This window comes from Burkholderia sp. BCC1988, assembly GCF_905339895.1.
Taxonomy (GTDB): domain Bacteria; phylum Pseudomonadota; class Gammaproteobacteria; order Burkholderiales; family Burkholderiaceae; genus Burkholderia.
Genome location: NZ_CAJPHA010000002.1, coordinates 249,594 through 267,403 on the forward strand (window position 1 = coordinate 249,594; position 17,810 = coordinate 267,403).

Annotated in this window: 17 protein-coding genes and 1 pseudogene; 7 read left to right on the forward strand and 11 right to left on the reverse strand. The window is 65.0% G+C overall.

The annotated features are described in order from the left end of the window. Nucleotides 1–20: 20 nt before the first annotated feature. Nucleotides 21–341, reverse strand: a complete 321-nt coding sequence (locus U4012_RS04010; protein ID WP_321796369.1) for a DUF1330 domain-containing protein — start codon at nucleotides 339–341, stop codon at nucleotides 21–23. 190 nt (nucleotides 342–531) lie between these two features. Further along, on the reverse strand, nucleotides 532–999 hold the full coding sequence (locus U4012_RS04015) for a MerR family transcriptional regulator (RefSeq protein ID WP_321796372.1): 468 nt from the start codon (nucleotides 997–999) through the stop codon (nucleotides 532–534). Between the two features lie 78 nt (nucleotides 1,000–1,077). Here U4012_RS04015 and U4012_RS04020 point away from each other — a divergent pair, with 78 nt between their 5' ends. Then, nucleotides 1,078–2,313, forward strand: a complete 1,236-nt coding sequence (locus U4012_RS04020) for an NADH:flavin oxidoreductase/NADH oxidase family protein (RefSeq protein WP_321796374.1) — start codon at nucleotides 1,078–1,080, stop codon at nucleotides 2,311–2,313. Nucleotides 2,314–2,349: 36 nt separating this feature from the next. Here U4012_RS04020 and U4012_RS04025 read toward each other — a convergent pair whose 3' ends face one another. Then, nucleotides 2,350–2,673, reverse strand: coding sequence for a DNA-binding protein (locus U4012_RS04025; protein WP_124489271.1), 324 nt, complete (start codon nucleotides 2,671–2,673; stop codon nucleotides 2,350–2,352). Between the two features lie 612 nt (nucleotides 2,674–3,285). Between U4012_RS04025 and U4012_RS04030 the strand changes: the two genes are divergently transcribed. Continuing rightward, nucleotides 3,286–3,918, forward strand: a complete 633-nt coding sequence (locus U4012_RS04030) for a LysE family translocator (protein WP_321796377.1) — start codon at nucleotides 3,286–3,288, stop codon at nucleotides 3,916–3,918. Nucleotides 3,919–4,041: 123 nt separating this feature from the next. Here the strand turns inward: U4012_RS04030 and U4012_RS04035 are convergent, their stop codons facing one another. Next, nucleotides 4,042–5,670 (reverse strand): NADP-dependent glyceraldehyde-3-phosphate dehydrogenase, encoded by a 1,629-nt coding sequence (locus U4012_RS04035; protein ID WP_124571427.1) that lies wholly within the window; start codon nucleotides 5,668–5,670, stop codon nucleotides 4,042–4,044. A 463-nt stretch (nucleotides 5,671–6,133) separates the two neighbouring features. Beyond that, complete coding sequence (locus U4012_RS04040; protein ID WP_044848360.1) at nucleotides 6,134–7,087, reverse strand: LysR family transcriptional regulator; 954 nt, start codon at nucleotides 7,085–7,087, stop codon at nucleotides 6,134–6,136. 227 nt (nucleotides 7,088–7,314) lie between these two features. Here U4012_RS04040 and U4012_RS04045 point away from each other — a divergent pair, with 227 nt between their 5' ends. After that, nucleotides 7,315–8,343, forward strand: coding sequence for a DUF1338 domain-containing protein (locus U4012_RS04045; RefSeq protein ID WP_124489273.1), 1,029 nt, complete (start codon nucleotides 7,315–7,317; stop codon nucleotides 8,341–8,343). 227 nt (nucleotides 8,344–8,570) lie between these two features. Here the strand turns inward: U4012_RS04045 and U4012_RS04050 are convergent, their stop codons facing one another. From U4012_RS04050 to U4012_RS04060, 3 genes are read right to left on the reverse strand one after another with little or no spacing between them, the layout of a single operon-like run. Continuing rightward, nucleotides 8,571–8,768, reverse strand: coding sequence for a CsbD family protein (locus U4012_RS04050; protein ID WP_044849025.1), 198 nt, complete (start codon nucleotides 8,766–8,768; stop codon nucleotides 8,571–8,573). A gap of 55 nt (nucleotides 8,769–8,823) precedes the next feature. Then, nucleotides 8,824–9,168 (reverse strand): BON domain-containing protein, encoded by a 345-nt coding sequence (locus tag U4012_RS04055; protein ID WP_044849024.1) that lies wholly within the window; start codon nucleotides 9,166–9,168, stop codon nucleotides 8,824–8,826. Between the two features lie 59 nt (nucleotides 9,169–9,227). Next, the gene (locus tag U4012_RS04060; protein WP_321796383.1) at nucleotides 9,228–9,392 is read right to left on the reverse strand and encodes a hypothetical protein; all 165 of its coding nucleotides are present in this window, start codon (nucleotides 9,390–9,392) and stop codon (nucleotides 9,228–9,230) included. Nucleotides 9,393–9,817: 425 nt separating this feature from the next. On the opposite strand from U4012_RS04060, the gene U4012_RS04065 reads away from it, so the two are divergent. The 4 genes from U4012_RS04065 (at nucleotide 9,818) to U4012_RS04080 (ending at nucleotide 14,668) form a co-directional block, all read left to right on the forward strand. Continuing rightward, the gene (locus tag U4012_RS04065) at nucleotides 9,818–11,353 is read left to right on the forward strand and encodes a helix-turn-helix transcriptional regulator (RefSeq protein WP_321796385.1); all 1,536 of its coding nucleotides are present in this window, start codon (nucleotides 9,818–9,820) and stop codon (nucleotides 11,351–11,353) included. A gap of 155 nt (nucleotides 11,354–11,508) precedes the next feature. Next, nucleotides 11,509–11,700: a CsbD family protein gene (locus U4012_RS04070; protein WP_124530190.1), complete on the forward strand. Its 192-nt coding sequence runs from the start codon at nucleotides 11,509–11,511 to the stop codon at nucleotides 11,698–11,700. Nucleotides 11,701–12,133: 433 nt separating this feature from the next. Next, nucleotides 12,134–13,285, forward strand: coding sequence for a branched-chain amino acid ABC transporter substrate-binding protein (locus tag U4012_RS04075; protein WP_321796389.1), 1,152 nt, complete (start codon nucleotides 12,134–12,136; stop codon nucleotides 13,283–13,285). Nucleotides 13,286–13,495: 210 nt separating this feature from the next. Continuing rightward, nucleotides 13,496–14,668 carry an NAD(P)/FAD-dependent oxidoreductase gene (locus U4012_RS04080; protein WP_124489279.1) on the forward strand — a complete coding sequence of 391 codons (1,173 nt, stop codon included), beginning with the start codon at nucleotides 13,496–13,498 and terminating at the stop codon, nucleotides 14,666–14,668. A 155-nt stretch (nucleotides 14,669–14,823) separates the two neighbouring features. Here U4012_RS04080 and U4012_RS04085 read toward each other — a convergent pair. The 3 genes and pseudogenes from U4012_RS04085 to U4012_RS04095 all read right to left on the reverse strand — a co-directional run. Beyond that, nucleotides 14,824–15,150: pseudogene (locus U4012_RS04085) on the reverse strand (helix-turn-helix domain-containing protein); the annotation flags it as partial. Between the two features lie 240 nt (nucleotides 15,151–15,390). Continuing rightward, the gene (locus tag U4012_RS04090) at nucleotides 15,391–15,888 is read right to left on the reverse strand and encodes a hypothetical protein (RefSeq protein ID WP_321796392.1); all 498 of its coding nucleotides are present in this window, start codon (nucleotides 15,886–15,888) and stop codon (nucleotides 15,391–15,393) included. Between the two features lie 1,232 nt (nucleotides 15,889–17,120). Continuing rightward, the gene (locus tag U4012_RS04095; protein WP_052664858.1) at nucleotides 17,121–17,693 is read right to left on the reverse strand and encodes a PAS and helix-turn-helix domain-containing protein; all 573 of its coding nucleotides are present in this window, start codon (nucleotides 17,691–17,693) and stop codon (nucleotides 17,121–17,123) included. Nucleotides 17,694–17,810: the final 117 nt, after the last annotated feature.

The window sequence follows — 17,810 nt, forward strand, 5'->3', positions numbered from 1 at the left end:
GGCCGGCTCGCGCACGTCGATCAGCGCAGGATGTCGGTCGCCTTGTGCCGCTCGTCCACGCCGTCGATCAGGATCAACGGGCCGCTCGCGTGCCGCGCGCGCAGCGGCTGGATCTGCCGGTACGCGTCCGATTCGTACCACGCGCTCGCCGTATCGAGATCGGGAAATGCGATCGCGATCAGGTCGCCGCGCCACTCGCCTTCGCGCACGTCGGGCCGCGCGCCGTGAATGACGAAACGGCCGTCGAACGGCGCGAGCGTGCCGTCGATGCGTTCGAGGTATTCGACGATGTCGTCGCACATGTGAACGTCGTGCAGGTGGGCGATGGCGTAGGCGGTCATGGCAGGCTCCGGGGTGTCGATGCGATGCGTCGATCGTCGATCGTTCGTCGTTGATCGGTGAAGCCATGATCGATGCGCACGCGGCGCGCGTCGATTACCTGCGACGTAAGCAAATCCGCGCAGCCGTGCGCGCGGGCCGCCCCGCGTGAACCACACCGCAAGACCCGGCGCACGCGTGCGCTCGCCGCGCCTACGCGCGCTTGCGCATCGGCCGAGCGTGCGCCATCGGCGCAGGCGCCGGCACCGACTCGGCTTCCTCCTTGCACAGCTTGTCGAGCATGCGTTGCGCGGCGCCCGCGCAATCCTCGCCGGCCGGCTTGTTCGCGATCTCGTCGATCAGCGTCTGCAGGTTGCGCCGGTTCTGCGCGAGCCGCTGCTCGAGCAACGCGATTTCGTCGACCTTGTGCCGCAACGCCTCCAGCAGTTCGTCGCGCGGCCATGCGCCGAGATCGGGCGGCAGCACCGCGCGAATCTCGTCGAGCGCAAAGCCCGCGCGCTGCGCGCGGTCGATGATCGCGAGCCGCGTCAGCGCTTCCGGCCCGTATTCGCGATAGCCGTTCGCCTGCCGGCGCGCCGGTTCGAGCAGGCCGCTCGCTTCGTAGAACCGGATGCGCGACGCCGCGATGCCGCTGGTGCGCGCCAGCTCGCCGATTTTCATGCTCGTGCTCCAGAGGGGCTTGACCTTGAAGCTGACTTTAAAGTTATGGTTGGGCATCGTCAATCGAGGAAGTCCACCATGAACCTGTTTGCGCCCCTCACGCTGCCCAATGGTGCGGTGATCCCGAACCGGCTCGCGAAGGCCGCGATGGAAGAGAACATGGCCGATGCGGATCACGCGCCGTCCGACGCGTTGCTGCGCCTGTACCAGGCGTGGGCCGACGGCCGGGCGGGCCTGATCCTGACCGGCAACGTGATGGTGGACGGCCGCGCGATGACGGGGCCGAACGGCGTCGTGCTCGACGGCGACGCACATCTCGACCGCTTCCGGCGATGGGCGCAGGTCGCGCGCTCCGGCGGCGCGCACGTGTGGATGCAGATCAACCATCCGGGGCGCCAGATGCAGGCGGCGCTCGGCCAGACGACGCTCGCGCCGTCGGCCGTGCCGCTCGCGCTCGGCGCGCTGTCGAAGCAGTTTCCGGTGCCGAAGGAGATGACGGAAGCCGACATCGCCGACGTGCAGCAGCGCTTCGTGCGCGCCGCGCAGCTTGCCGAGCAAAGCGGCTTCACCGGCGTGCAGATCCACGCGGCGCACGGTTACCTGCTGAGCCAGTTCCTGTCGCCGCTGACGAACCGCCGGCAGGATGCGTGGGGCGGCAGCATCGAGCACCGCGCGCGGCTGCTGCTCGACATCGTGCGCGCGGTGCGTGCGACGGTATCGCCGGCGTTCGTCGTGTCGGTCAAGCTGAATTCGGCCGATTTCCAGCGCGGCGGCTTCAGCGCGGACGATGCGAAGCGCGTCGTCGAACTGCTGAATCCGCTGGGCGTCGATCTCGTCGAACTGTCAGGCGGCAGCTACGAAGTGCCGGCGATGCAGGGCGAGGCGCGCGACGGACGCACGCTGGCACGCGAAGCGTATTTCCTCGAATTCGCACGGGACATCACGGCGGTCGCGGCGATGCCGCTGATGGTTACGGGCGGGATCCGGCGTCGCGCGGTGGCCGAGCAGGTGGTCGCGAGCGGCGTGGCGATGGTCGGCATCGCGACCGCGCTGTCGATCGAGCCGAACCTGCCGCGCGACTGGCAGGCCGGCAAGGACAGCGCGCCGGCGCTGCAGCCGATCCGGTGGAAGAACAAGGCGCTGGGCGCGCTGGCGAACATGGCCGTCGTGAAGTTCCAGCTCGCACGGTTGAGCGTCGGGCGGCGTACGCATCCGGGCGTGTCGCCGCTGCGCGCGCTGCTGTCGCAGCAACTCGCCGCGCAGTGCCAGACGCGGCGGTACCGCAAGTGGATGGCGGGGCGGGCGGCGCGCTAGCCGCGCACGCGGCGCGTCGGGCTGCCCGAGGCTCGCTCACACCGGATACGCGTCGTCGACCTTCAGGTTCGCGAGCCGGAACAGCGTGCGCAGCGTCTGCGGATGAATGTCGCGGTGCGCGGCGAGCGACGTCAGCATGAAGTCGAGGACCTTCGCGTAGCGCAGCAGTACGAGGCAGTGCGCGAGATCCGCGCTGCCGCCGCGCATGGCTTCCGCGTAGCTGACCATCCGGGTCGACAGCGTGCGCGCCATCTCGAGTTCCATCTGCTGCTTTTCAGTCCATTCGGGCTGCGGCTGTTCGAGCAGTTTCGCGAGGAAGATCTGGAACGACGTATCGGACGAATTGGGCAGCGCATCCATGATGTGCCTCGCAGCTTGCGTGGATCGTTCGGGCGTATCCGGGGACGGTCCCGATCCGGGTTCGTGTTCGCGCCGATCGTCGGCGCGGCTGTCACTGCAATGCGAATGCAGGTTCCGTACCAGCCCTCGATCCGATTGTTGAGCACTGTTGACGCGGGGCGCGGCAGCGGTCATCGCGTCCCGCCGGGACTGGCTTGCACGGAAAATCGGGCAGGGCGCCCGTCCGCCGCGCGCGATCGCGCGCGGCCGCGCGACAGGGGCCGGACGGACGAAATGCTTCAGCGATGTAACGTAACGCCGGGTTGAAAACGGTCGAGTGTGTCGATCGACGCAGCGCTGCAAGGTCGCGGAGCATGGGCGTCGGCGGCGTCCCCGCGGCCTCGGGACGGTCTCGTGCGGCGAGCCGCGACGCCACCCGCCGCGCGTTGAAGGCGCGCGTCGCATGCGCCGGATGTTTCATATCCGAGACGTTTTTTTCGCGGCCCGCCGGACGCACGTGCAACCTGCGTCACGCGCGCCCTCCAACTGGCCCAGCGAATAACCCGACAACTGTTCATGGGCAGCGGCGCCGGGTTCGCGAACAATCACCGCATCATCCCCGCGAGGTTCGACATGAGCGTCCACGCCTTCTTCTCGGCCAACCTGCTGCTGGCCTACACGGCTTACTTCGTCGGCACGGCCAGCCCCGGCCCGAGCAATCTCGCGATCATGGCGGTCGCCGCGAACCACGGCCGCAAGGCGGCGCTCGCGTTCGCGCTCGGCGTGATCTCCGGTTCGATGTGCTGGGCGACGGTGGCCGCTTTGGGCGTTTCGGCGGCGCTGCTCGCATGGTCGAAGCTGCTGCTCGCGATCAAGCTGTTCGGCGGCGTGTATCTGCTGTGGCTCGCGTTCAAGTCCGGCCGCACCGCGTGGTCGGCGAAGGCGGGCGCCGCGCTGAAAGCTGCGCCCGAGCAGACGCTGTCGCGCTTCTTTGCGCGCGGCGCGATGCTGCACCTGACGAATCCGAAAGCGATCCTGGTGTGGGTGTCGATCGTCGCGCTGTCGTCGAACGGCGCGGGCGCGTCGCACGGCGCCGTCGTGCCGGGCTGCCTCGCGATCGGCTGCGCGGTGTTCGGCGGTTATGCGCTGGTGTTCTCGACGGACGGCGCGCGCCGGCTGTACGTGCGCGGCCGCCGCATGATGGACGCGTGTCTCGCGGTGGTGTTCGGGCTCGCCGGGGTCCGGCTGCTCGCGTCCAACGTGTGAGCGAACCCGCCGCGGTCACCGGAACCCGAATCCCGGAACCGCGAATCCCCGAATCCGAAAACAGACGATCCGCCGCGCACACACGCGGCGGATCGTCGATCGCGCCGTCCCGGCTTCAGCGCTTCAGAAGATGAAGCCGGTATTGATGAACTTCGAGTAGTGATCCGACACGATCGAATCGAGCAGCTGCTTGCTGCCGTCGGTCTGCTTCGCCGCGACCATCGAGCGGATCGAGAACGCGCGCAGCGCGTCGCTCACCGACAGCGTGCCTTCCGCCGAATCCTTGCGCCCGGCGAACGGGAACACGTCCGGCCCGCGCTGGCACTGGCAGTTGATGTTCACGCGGCACACCTGGTTCACGAGCGGATCGACGAGCGCGCCGATCTGCGCCGGATCGGAACCGAAGATGCTGACCTGCTGCCCGTGCTCCGAGGTCGTCACGTAATCGAGCGCGGTTTCCACGTCGTCGAACGGCGCGACCGGAATGATCGGCCCGAACTGCTCCTCGCGATACAGCTTCATCCCTTCGGACACCGGATACACGACGGCCGGGTAGAACAGCGTCTTGCTGAACTCGCCGCCCGAGTGGTTGACGACCTGCGCGCCCTTGGCCTTCGCGTCGTCGATCGCGTCGGTCATGTACGCGGTGCGATGCATGCCCGGCAGCGGCGTGATGCTGACGCCTTTCTCCCACGGCATGCCGATCTTCAGCTGTTCGAGCGCGGCGGTGAAGCGCTTCAGGAATTCGTCGACGATCGAGCGGTGCACGAGCAGCATCTTCAGCGCAGTACAGCGCTGGCCGTTGAACGACAGCGCGCCGAGCAGGCACTCCTTCACGGTGAGGTCGAGATCGGCGTCGGGCAGCACGATCGCCGCGTTCTTCGCGTCGAGGCCGAGGATCGCGCGCAGCCGGTGCGACTTCGGGTGCTGCTTCTTCAGGTGATCGGCGACCTTGCTCGAACCGATCAGCGCGAGCACGTTGATCTTGCCCGACGCGAGCATGTGCGGCACGACCACCGCGCCCGGTGCGTAGATCGTGTTGATCACGCCTTTCGGGAACGCGTCGCGGAACGCTTCGAGCAGCGGCTCGAACAGCAGCGTGCCGTACTGAGGCGGCTTGAACACCACCGTGTTGCCCATCAGCAGCGCGGGGATCAGCGTCGCGAAGGTCTCGTTCAGCGGATAGTTGTACGGGCCCATGCACAGCACGACGCCGAGCGGCGTGCGGCGGATCTGGCCGATCGTGCCTTCCGCGATCACGAAGCGCGAGTTCGCGTTGTCGAGCTCCTTCAGCGCGTCGATCGTCTGCGTCATGTACGTGACGGTGCGGTCGAACTCCTTCTGCGAATCGGCGAGGCTCTTGCCGATCTCCCACATGATCAGGTTCACGACCAGCTCGCGCTGCGCGACCATCCGCTTGATGAAGTCCTGCATGCAGGCGATGCGCTGCTCGACCTTCATCGTCGGCCACTCGCCGCGGCCCGAGTCGTACGCGCGCACCGCGGCGTCGAGCGCCGCGTCGCTTTCCGTCTCGCCCATCACCGGATAGCTGCCGATCTCCATCTGCGCGACGCTGCCGTCCGGCTGGCGCACGCACACGGGCGACAGCACGGTCTTGGTCGTGCCGTCCCACGGACGCAACTCGCCGTCGACCAGCGACACGCGCTGGTGGATCGGTGCTGCGAGCCGGAACTCGGCGGGGATGTCCTGATAGGCGGGAAACAGCTGCTGCAGGGAAGCGGAATCGGGCATGACGGTCTCGTTTGACGGGGGTGTCCGGTAAGGACGGGCGATGCGGAATCCTGAGCTGAACGATCCTCGATCCTGAATCGGCATGATGACGCGCGGACGACGGGACGTCACGTGTCGGCATGGCCGAAACGCGGAATGGAACCAGTTCCATTAAAAAGGAACGCCGAGCCGATTGCAAGATTTGCCGAATGCCATCGCACCACGCGTAAACAATTTGAAGGATTGTGTCCGAATGGCGGGTATAAGCCGCTCGGTGCATGCGCAAACGTTTCACTTCGGCCGCATTGAGTGGATAATGACCCGGCGCGGCGAAGAAAAAATTGCCCGGAACCTGAGAGAAAACAGACGCAGTGAAGAAACGAGAGAAGGTCCGCCGCGCTGCCGAAGCGAGGTCGGCTGCCCGGAGCGCCGGGTCGGGGTTGCCCGGCTCGGCGCGCACCGGACCTCCGGTGACGCGACGCGATCACTCGACGTCTTCGTCGTCCTCCGCATCCATGTCATCGTCCTCCCTGTCCCGCCCCGGCGCCGCATACGCGCTCGCCTGTTCCAGCAACCACGCCCGAAACGATTCCAGCGGCTTGCTGTGGCTGAACTCCGTCGGATACACGAGGTAGTACGCCGAATCGCCGACCGTCGCCGCGTCGCACGGCACGACGAGGCCGAGCTGCTGCAACTGTTCCTCGACGAAGAACTTCGGCACCAGCGCGACGCCGAGCCCGGCCGCGGCCGCGCTGATCAGCATCGTGTGCAGCTCGTAGCGCACGCCCTGCATCGTGCGGATGTCCTCGACGCCGTGCGTCTCGAACCACTGCGCCCACGCGCCGGGACGCGTGGTCGAGTGCAGCAGCGGATACGCGAGCAGGTCCTCCACGCGTTCGACCGGCCCGTCGAGCAGCGCCGGCGAGCAGATCGGCACGACTTCCTCGCCGAACAGGTAGTCGGACGACGTGCCGGGCCAGGTCGGCTTGCCGTAGTGGATCGCGGCTTCGAAGTGGGTGTCCTCGAACGAGAACAGGTCGGTGCGGCTGCCCATGTTCACGCGCACGTCCGGCGTGCGGTCGTAGAAGCTCTTGATGCGAGGAATCAGCCAGTGCGACGCGAAGGTCGGCAGCACCGCGAGTTCCAGGTAGCCGCCGCCGCTGCCGTGCGCGATGATCGACAGCGTGTCGCGGTCGAGCGCCTCCAGCGCGCGCCGCACCTGCGTGCCGTACAGCTTGCCGGCGCGCGTCAGGACGACGCGCTGCTTCACGCGCGCGAACAGTCGCACGCCGAGGCTCGCCTCGAGCGTCGCGATCTGCCGCGATACCGCGCTTTCGGTCAGGAACAGCTCCTTGGCCGCGTGCGTGAAGCTCTCGTGGCGCGCCGCGGCTTCGAAAGCCACGAGCGCACCCATGTTGGGGATCTTGAATTTGCGCATGATGCTCGTTTTGTCTGACGAACGGACCGGCCCGCGGCGGGCCGTCGGACGCGTGTGGGGACCGCGAATAATTCCAAAAACTCATCACGTGTCAATTTAATCTCGCTTTACGCCCCGCTGCAACCCTTTGAATAATGCATCCCACGCAAGGCCAGGCGCCCGCTGGGCGGCCGGCCAATCGAGTTGCCGGCACGTTTGCCGGCGGTCCCCCGAACACGAGAATCCTGATGCGCAATCCGAATATCGAGAGCTTGCTGACCAAGCTGCTGGGACAGGCGAAGACCGACGCCCTGTTCGCGACCCTGAACATGCCGGCCATCCTCGACGAATGGGAAACCGACGTCGTCACGCGCGCGGAAATCGCGCAGGCGATGAACATGGCGCTGTTCGAAGGGCTGCTCGAACGTTCGGCGAACGGCCGCGCGTACACGGCCGATGCCATCGAAAACGGCGGCTCGGTCTACTTCGACCACGGCGCGCTGCGCACGGTGCGCTGGCCGCACACGGGCGCGCTGCCGCCGGGCGAAGCCGCGTTCACGCGCATCCTGCGTCCGCTCGGCTTTCGCCTGAACGGCCGCTATCCGCTCGACAAGCTCGGCATGACCGGCCGCGCGTATGCGCACGAAGACGCGCCGGACGAGATCGCGCAGTTCTTCGTCAGCGAACTGCATCCGGAGCGCTTCTCGAAGGAATTCCAGCAGGCCGTGACGAACGTCGTGAGTTCGTCGCGCGATCCGCTGTCGCCGGCGGCCGTCGCGCTCCTGTGGGAGATCGAGCGCGAAGGCTGGCTGTCGCTCGACGCCGCGCACGCGCTGCTGCCCGAGATCGTCGGTGCGTTCGCGCGCCAGCACGACCTGCCGAACGAACTCGACTACGAAACGCTGCTGCTCGAATCGGCCGAGATGGCGTGGATCGCGACCGAAGGCAACGCGTTCAACCATGCGACCGATCGCGTGGCCGACGTGTTCAAGCTGTCCGACGACGAGAAGGCGAAGGGGCGGCCGATGAAGCCGGAAGTCGAGCGCTCGCGTTCGGGCCGTGTGTTCCAGACCGCGTATCGCGCGGACATCGTCGAGCGCGAGTTCCGCACGCGCGACGGCGGCACGGTGAAGCGCAACGTGCCGGGCTCGTTCTACGAGTTCATCACGCGGCGTCGCACGTTCGACCAGGCGGCGCGCCGCTGGGTGACGGACCTGCGTTTCGATGCGGGCAACGCGCAGGGCATCTTCAAGATGACGGCGAACGCGGCGAAGTAAGCGCGACGCCGCACGAAAAAAACGGGCCGGTGGCTGAGCATAGCCACCGGCCCGTTTGCGTTCAATGGGCGCCGCGATCGTCAGAACAGGTGCGTCACCAGATAGAACAGCAGCAGCACGCCGATCGGTACGCCGAGCAGCCAGGCGATCAGATACTTGCCCATGTCGTTGTCCTCTTCATGGCCGCGACGCGGGATGCGTCGCGGCGGGGTGAGACGACCGGCGCGTTACAGCTCGCGATCGAATTCCTTCAACTGCTTCTCGGCTTCGTCGCGCGCAATCCCGTAACGCTCCTGGATCCTGCCGGAGAGGTAGTCGCGGTTGCCTTCGGCGACCTTCAGGTCATCGTCGGTCAGCTTGCCCCACTTCGCCTTCATCTTGCCGGTCAGCTGCTTCCATTGACCCTTGATCTTGTCCTCGTTCATGATGCGCTCCTGTCATAAGGGGAGAAAAAAGTGCGGCACGCGGCCGCGTGATAGCTCAGGCCTTCGCCTTCAGGCCGGCTGCGTCGACGTGCTTCACGCCCTTGATCGAGCGCGTCGCGGCGACGGCCTTCTTCACCGCGATCCTCGACGGCAGCACGCCCGTCAACGTGACGACGCCGTCGACCGTCTTCACGCTGATGTGCGTACTCTTCACGCCCTCGGTGGTCGCGAGTTCGCTCTTCACCTTGGTCGTGATCCACGTGTCGGTCACGGGCTGGTTCGATTCCGTCTTCATGCCTTCGTCGGACGACGATGCCTGTGCGTTCGTGAGCGGGGCGGCGCAAAGCAGGAACGCCGCGCTGACGGCGAGCAACGCCGACAGGTTCGAGGTCTTGTTCATGGGATGTGCTCCTTCGATTGACGTGATGGATGGGCGAGTCGGTGCAGGCGCGCCGCGCGTCATTGCGCGATCGGCGTGTCGTAGCCGGGCTCGCGCGGCGGCATGTCCGGGCGCGGCACGTCGGGCGGCAGCGGCACCGGCGGATCGGTGCCGGGCGACGGTTCGGGCGGATTGTCCGGAGCCGGCTCGGGCCGCGTCGGATCGGGTGTCTGATGCAGCTTCATCAGTTGGTCCTCCTCTGCGGTATGGAAGGGCAGCGCGTGAGCGCCGATGCAGTACCAGCGTACCGGCGCGAACGCACGCGGGCATCGCGCAAATTCACCGGATCGGCTAGTGCGTTTGCACGGGGACGGAACGGGGAAGCGGGAACGGGAAATGCGTCGTGACACGCGCGATGCGGGACCACAGGCGCGGGAGGCGCGCCGCGCGCCGCTTGGCGGGACGGCGCACGCAGGCGGCGCGGCATGCGAATGTACTATTGCGCAGGGTGCATCCGTGCCTCTCGACCGCGTCGACCGCACGCGATCATCGCGGCGCGCGCCGGCCCGCGCATGTCGGGGCTTATCGGCGCTTATCGGCGCTTATCGGCGCTTATCGGCGCGGCGGCGACCCGCCCGGCAACAATATCGACCACGTGGACCACCGATCAATGGACGAACGAGTCAACGAACAGGTGCTCAAGTCGCATACCGACCGGCGCCAGTTGCATCAGATCATCGCGGGGCTCACCGAGGGCGTGATCCTCATCGAACCCGACCAGCGCATCGTATGGGCGAACGAGGCCGCGCTCGCGATGCACGGCGTGACCGAGCTCGACGCGCTCGGCGCGGACGTCACCGAGTATCGCGAGCGCTTCCGGCTGCGCTACCGGAACAACCGTCCGGTGCGCGACGGCCACTATCCGATGGACCGCGTGATCGCGGGCGAGGAGTTCAGCGACGTGACGGTCGAAGTCGAATCGGCCGCCGACGCGAACGTGAGCTGGGTCCACCGGATCCGCAGCCTCGTGCTGACGAACGCGGCCGGCGAGCCCGACTGTCTCGCGCTCGTGCTGCACGATGCGACCGAATGGGCGAGCGCCGAGGACCGCTTCGAGCGCACCTTCAACGCGAACCCGGCGCCGGCCGTGATCTGCCGACTCGACGACCTGCGCTACGTGAAGGTCAATCAAGGCTTCCTCGAGATGACGGGCCATGCGCGCGACGACGTGCTCGGCCGCTCCGTCTACGAACTCGACGTGCTCGAACAGGCCGAGCGGCGCGAACTCGCGATCGAGCGGCTGGGCGAGGGCGCGACGATCCCGCAGATGGAGGCCGTGCTCAAGCGCGCGGACGGCGGCACGAAGGCGGTGGTGGTCGCCGGGCAGCCGATCGACATGAACGGCGAGCCGTGCATGCTGTTCACGTTCATGGATCTCGAGCCGCGCAAGCAGGCCGAGCTCGCGCTGCGGCAGAGCGAGGAGCGCTTCGCGAAGGCGTTCCGGATGGCGCCGGTCGCGACCGCGATCGTCACGGCCGACGGTTTCGTGCTGCTCGACGTGAACGACGCGTTCGTCGGGATGGCCGGCCATGCGCGCGACGACCTGCTCGGCAAGTCCGCGGACGAGATCGGCCTGTGGGCCGAACGCGGCGCACGGCAGTGCATCGACACGCAGCTCGCGCGCGACGGCAACGTGCGCAACGCAGATGTGCAGATCCGGACGCGCGACGGCGACGTGCGCGATTGCGTCGTGTCGGCCGAGCCGGTCGCGATTCACGGGCAGGATTGCCTGCTGATCGCGCTGCTCGACATCAGCGATCGCAAGCGCACCGAGATGGAACTCGTCTATGCGATCGAGACCGCGATGCAGGATGCGTCGTGGTTCAGCCGCACGCTGATCGAAAAACTGGCGAACGTGCGGCGCGCGAATGCGCCGGACGCGGGCGCGCAGCTGTCGGACCTCACCGCGCGCGAGCGCGACGTGTTCGACCTGCTGTGTCACGGCCTCGCCGACAAGGAGATCGCCGGCCGTCTCGGGCTCGCGCCGAACACGGTCCGCAATCACGTCGCGACGATCTACGCGAAGCTCGACGTGCATAGCCGCGGCGAGGCGATCGTGTGGGCGCGCGAGCGCGGGATTGTCGGCACGTCCGACGCGAACGGTGCGCGCGGCGAGAAAGCTGCCGACAAGGACGGCAAGAACTGACGCCGGCCGTCGGGCCATCGGTGCGAATGCACCATGCAGGCTGGTGCATCCGCATCTGCCGCGCGCCGCGCGCGGCTGCGATCCTGTCCACTCGGCGGTGCGGCGCGGGCTGCCGTGCCGTCGTCTCTCTCCCCAACTCATCGCAGGAGACGACCATGGACAGGAATCGCATCGAAGGCAAGCTCAAACAGGTGAAGGGTTCGGTCAAGGAAGCGCTCGGCAAGGTGACGGGCGACCGCGAGACGGAAGCGGAAGGCGTGGCGGAGCAGCAGGCCGGCAAGCGTCAGGAGCAGGCCGGCGAGGCGGCCGATGCGGTGCGCAAGCAGACGGGCACCGACCGGCATTGAGCGGCACCGGGCGCCATTGATCGAATCGCGCGAGGTGCGCTGCGTTGCCGCCGTGTGGCACGGCGATGATTCTCCATCGGCATGACCCGACGCGGCCTTGGGGCAACGGTACGTGCGCGCATCCCGCTCGATGCGTTTGCTTCCAGGCCGCCGTCGCGCGGGCCGCGGATCGGTGGCACGGGCACTTGATGACAATTCCTCACAACATAGTTCCGATATTTCGTTTGCTGCACGCGTATTGGCTACCCACAATCGGTTCACCTCTTTCGCGCTGACAGGTTCCCCGGAGACGGAACCGCGGTGATCGACCGGCAGGCGATGCGCCCTTGCGCGACGACGCTTCCGGCGACCGAAAAAATCACCGGCACGCGAGAGGTCGCCGGCGCGCGATGGTCGCGCGTCGCATCCCGACCTACAGAAGAAGGATTGGCCGATGACGTTCCGCATTCGTTCGCTTTCCGGCATTGCATTGACCGCTGCGATTCTCGCGTTCCAGACGGGCGCGGCCCACGCGCAGGAAACCGTCGTCAAGGTCGGCGTCGCCGTGCCGCTGACCGGCGGCGGCGCCGCGTATGGCAAGGACATCGAGAACGGCGTGCGCATGGCCGTCGACGAGGCGAACGCCGCGCACCCGACGATCGGCGGCAAGCCGGTGAAGTTCGTCGTCGCGTCGCAGGACGACCAGAGCGATCCGCGCATCGGCGTGCAGGCCGCGCAGCAGTTGACCGACGCGCAGGTGGCCGTCGTGGTCGGCCACTTCAATTCGGGCACGACGCTGCCCGCGTCGAAGATCTATGCGAAGGCCGGCATTCCGATGATCACGCCGTCGGCGACCAATCCCGACATCACGCGCGCCGGGCTCGGCACCGTGTACCGCGTGATCGCGACCGACGCGCAGAACGCCGGCAATGCCGGTGCGTATGCGGCGAGCGTGACCAAGGCGAAGCGCATCGCGATCATCGACGACCGCACCGCGTTTGGCCAGGGCGAAGCCGACGAATTCGAGAAGGCCGCGAAGGCGAACGGCGGCACGATCGTCGCGCGCGAATTCACGAACGACAAGGCCGTCGACTTCAGCGCGCAGCTCACGAAGATCAAGAGCACGAATGCCGACCTGGTGTTCTTCGGCGGCCTCGACGCGCAGTCCGCGATGCTGGTCAAGCGCATGCGCCAGCTCGGCATCCGCGCGCAGTTCCTGGCCGGCGGCGGCGTGATGAACGCGAACTTCATCAAGCTCGCGGGCAATGCGGCCGAAGGCGCGTCCGTGTGGGAATACGGGCAGCCGCTGTTGCGTCTCGCGAAGGGCAAGCAGTTCGAAACGAAATTCAAGCAGAAGTACGGCGTCGACATGCTCGCGTATGCGCCGTTCGCGTACGACGCGACGTGGATCGCGATCAACGCGATGCAGAAGGCGAACTCGACGAAGCCGGCCGATTTCAACGGCGCGCTGAAGGGCACGCGCTACGATGGCATCACCGGCACGATCGCGTTCACGAACACGGGCGACCTGAAGAACCCGAGTTCGACGCTGTATGAAGTGAAGAACGCCGCATGGCAGCCCGTCACCACGCAAACGGCGGACTGAGTACCTGAATTACCCGAACGCGCGCGGACTTTCGCGGCGAGCCCGGACGTGCTGAAATAGCCAGAGCGATCGGATCCGATCGCGGCGCATGTCGGGGCGATTCGCCGGGTGGTCACGGTCTGCCGCGCACGGCGCCGCGCGCGACGCGGCACGAACAACCTTCGGGCGCGGCCGGCCGGCCGCGCCTTTCACGTGCAACTGGAGTCAGTCGTGAGTTCTCAAGTCGTCATCGTCGGCGGTGGTGTGATCGGCAGCTCGATCGCCTATTTCCTGCGTGCTACCGATCCGACGGTGTCCGTCACCGTCATCGAACGCGATCCCACCTATGCGAAATCGTCGTCGGCGCTGTCGGCCGCGTCGATTCGCCAGCAGTTCTCGACGCCGCTGTCGATCGAGATGTCGCTGTTCGGGATCGACTTCCTGCGCACGATCGGCGAGCGGCTCGAAGTCGACGGCACGCGGCCGTCGATCGATCTGCATGAAGGCGGCTACCTGTTTCTCGCGACGCCGGCTGGTGACGCGACGCTGCGCGAGAACCACGCGCTGCAGACGAAGCTCGGCGCCGATATCCGGTTGATGGATCGCGACGCGCTGCGCGCGAAGTTTCCCTGGCTGAACGTCGACGATCTCGTGTCGGGCGCCTATGGCGCGAGCGGCGAAGGGTGGTTCGACGGTTACGGGCTCGTGCAGGCGCTGCGCAAGAAGGCGCAGGCGCTCGGCGCGCGGTATGTGCCGGCCGATGTGACCGGCGTCGTGCGCGATGGTCGCAAGATCACGCACGTGGTGACGAACGACGGCGAGCGCTACGCATGCGACACGCTCGTCAACGCGGCCGGTGCGTGGACGCGCACGCTGTCGTCGATGATGGGCATCGACATTCCCGTGTACGCGCGGCGTCGCAGCATCTTCAATGTGTCGTCGCCGGCGAAGCTCACCGATTGCCCGCTGCTGATCGATCCGACGGGCGTGTATTTCCGGCCGGAAGGGCGCACGTACATCTGCGGGACGTCGCCGAGCCCCGATCGCGACCCCGACGACCTGCCGCTCGACGAGGTCGATCACGACCTGTTCGACGAGGTGATCTGGCCGACGCTCGCGAATCGCGTGCCGGAGTTCGAGGCGCTGCGCGTGGAGAACTGCTGGTCCGGGTACTACGAGTACAACGTGTTCGATCACAACGCGATCATCGGGTATCACCCCGAGCTCGACAACGTCGTGTTCGCGAACGGGTATAGCGGGCACGGGCTGCAGCAAGGGCCCGCAACCGGGCGTGGGGTGAGTGAACTGATCCTGGGCGGGCGATATGAATCGCTCGACCTGTCGTCGCTCGGCTGGGAGCGGGTGCTCGAAAACCGGCCGATCGTCGAAAAGAACGTCGTGTAGCGCGGCGTGACCGCCCGGTGTGGGGTGGGCGGGATTCTCCTTGTGTCTCAATCTGATTGGCCCGGCTTTGCCGGGCTTTTTTTTGGTTCATCGCAGATTACCGGGGAACGCGGCGCGGATCTTGAGGAAGACGTACGCCTCGTCGCGGTACCCGTAAGCGTATGCCAGCCCAGGTCGTAGAAGGCGGCTACCGCCTGCACGCTAGCCGCTTGCAGCAGCTTCTCGCAGGCCTTGGCGAATCGCTCTGTCACCCGCTGGTAGCGGCCCGGCCAGTCAAGCTTCTCCAGCGTCGGCCCACCGCAGCGCTCGCACCAGACCCGGCGTCGGGGCACGTGCAGCACCACCCGGTACTCGAACAACGGCAGATCACGTACCCGCCGTACGGTCGTTTCATGAATCTGCTGGCAACGCGCACCACATTGCTCGCAGTACATGACCTTGCTGACCGGCTTCAGGTAGAGCGACAGCGTGCGGCTATCGCCGACCAATCCTTTCAATTTCGCGGTTCCATTCGTCGGAATTGTGGACGACGGAGTGCTGGTTCCGATGGCGTTGCATTTGATGATCCGATGTCTTCCGACCCAGCTACAACATCTACACCACAGATGAGGCATAAAACCGGTCAGTCGGCATCTGGCTATCGTCAACAATCGGCAGGCCTCATCGGATTTCCTCTGTCGCCCTTTGTTTGGTGGAAATTTTTAGACCATCGTTAACGGATTTTAATTCCACCAATGAGTAACAATGCCTTTATTGCTAAAGTCAATGAACAACTGGCGCGCATATCCATTTTCTTTCGCTGCCTTTCCATCCTGAGCGGAAGTCGCGACTGTCTTGGCACCGTTAACCCTTCTATTTGCGCCATTAACTTGATCGCTAACGGCGCCCACTGTATTTTGAGCCGTAGATAAGCCCATTTGAGATAAACCGGAAGTAATTCCACTAAGCATCCCTCCCATGCGTTCCATTACATTTGGAGTCGATGCGGTACTTTCATTGTAATACCAAGTTTCTCTGCCATCATCTTTCGTTTGCTTGGAATTTGAATCTCCATATAGCGCAACTACATCGGCCTTCGTGGTTTTTCCTACAACAATGTGTTGCCTAACATAGCTCGGTGAAAATTTATCCATTTGATTACCACTGCTTGACGGCATTTGCGTACAGGCTGTGGTGCTTGCCAGAATTGAAATTGCAAAAAGCGAAATCAACGTTTTCATATATTGGACCCTGAATGGTTCATTCAACCATCATAATGGAAGTGAAATTTGTCTTGCGCCAGACGGTTGCATGAAAATACGAACGATAATTTGATCGAACGTCGGGGTATTAGACCCCTGGATAGTATCGGCCCCAGCCATTTTGCATGTGGTCTCCCGTAATTATTATTCTCGATCGACGAATCGTCGACCGACATCAACTTCATCACCGGTACGACAGATCTAACGCCATGGCAGTAAGACAGAAATTGCTCACCCCAATTCGAATTAAGAAGTTGTTATTTCTAAAATGAAAGAGGGTAATTCGCGGCACCCTCTCTTTGATAAGGTATAGCACTACGTAAGATAGGTGCAATGAAATCGACGGGTACTTTGCAATCCTTGACATTTCACAATAGCTCCCTCGTCGAGCACAAGCTCAATCGATTTCGCCGTTGATACATGCTGCAATGCCGCGCTGGTACATATGAAAAGGTGAAGGACTGCGGTTCTACAACCGGCCACGTAGGGCCAATGGCCCGGACGCTGATGACTATCGGCCTTCGTCCATCTATGCCCATGGCTACCGGCTTGAACGAGTCTGAAAGGGAGGTCGCGCTATTCAGCAACGGGGATCGGAGAGGCGCTGCCGAGCTTAATGACGTGTGTCAGCCGCGATCATGCGTCGACCAATCGGGATTTCGCTACGGCCGCCATTTGTGCATCGTGCTCGATCACAACCCGCTCAAGCGCGATCCGCTCATGCTCGCTCGGTCGCCCACACTCCCCCCTTTGCATGCGAGCGACGATGGCGTTCAGAACATCTCCTGCTTCACGATAGCGAGACAGATCGACGTCGTCTGGATCTCGAGGAAAGAAGGCGAGATACACCACATTCAAAACGTCGCTATCGAATCGACGTCGGTACGACGCGTTAGGAGCGTAGCTAGTGCCCGGTGATGCTTGAGCGACAAGCGCTGCACATCCCGAGTCGGTAGCGGGAGAAGTTGTGCTTTCGTCAGGCGTCGACGTACAGCGCGTGGCTTCGTCGCGTTCATTCGTTTCGCGTGGTGACCTGCTCCCCGCGTTTAGTACGGTGACGGTGTAGAGTTCGTTCCAGCCACTGACGCAAGTCGGCAACGATCTTGGCATTTTGCGCGGGCGACACCTGTATGCAAGGCGACACGGTTTCCTGCGATGAACCTTTTTTTATCGGAGCGGGGGGCCGGACGCGTCGTTCCGGCGCGAGCGACTCAGGCCAGCAAGCAAGCGATCAGATCGTGCGTCGTGCGCACCTCGTACTTCCGCAGCAAGCTTGCACGATGAATATCGACCGTGCGCGGGCTGATGTTCAGCTCCTTGCCGATTTCCTTGCTGGTGAGCCCGTGAACCAGGAATGCCGCGACGTCGCGCTCGCGATCGGTCAGCGTGCTGGCGACGTCGGGATGCTTCGCGTCGCCCGACAGGTCGGTGAAGGTCCAGACGGCCAGCTCGAAAGGCCGCTTCGGGTTGTAGCCGAAGCCGCACACGGTGACCCAGAAATGGCTGCCGTCGACGCGGCGCATGATGCGATCGTCGCTGAACCCCGCACGCTTCGCGAGCAGCGGCGCGAGGCGACGGCCGGTCGTCGCGAAGTCCTTCTGCTGCGGATACAGCTTCGCGAACGACTGGTCGATGATGTCGTCGCGGGTCGCCCTGAACAGTTGCAGCGCCTTCTCGTTGCAGTCGATCATGATGCGCTCTTTCGCCACGATCGCGGCGACGGGAAGATGCCTGAAGAGATCTTCGTAGTCGAGGCTTGGCATCGTGTCGGTCATGTTCGGCATCGGGTCGGCGGCTCCGAACCGTGTTCGGACCCAGGCTATCGGGCAGGTTCGCTCCTGTCGGATTGTAGCCGTAGCGCTTGCAGCACATTCAACCGACGTGAAAGACGCAGCAGTCGT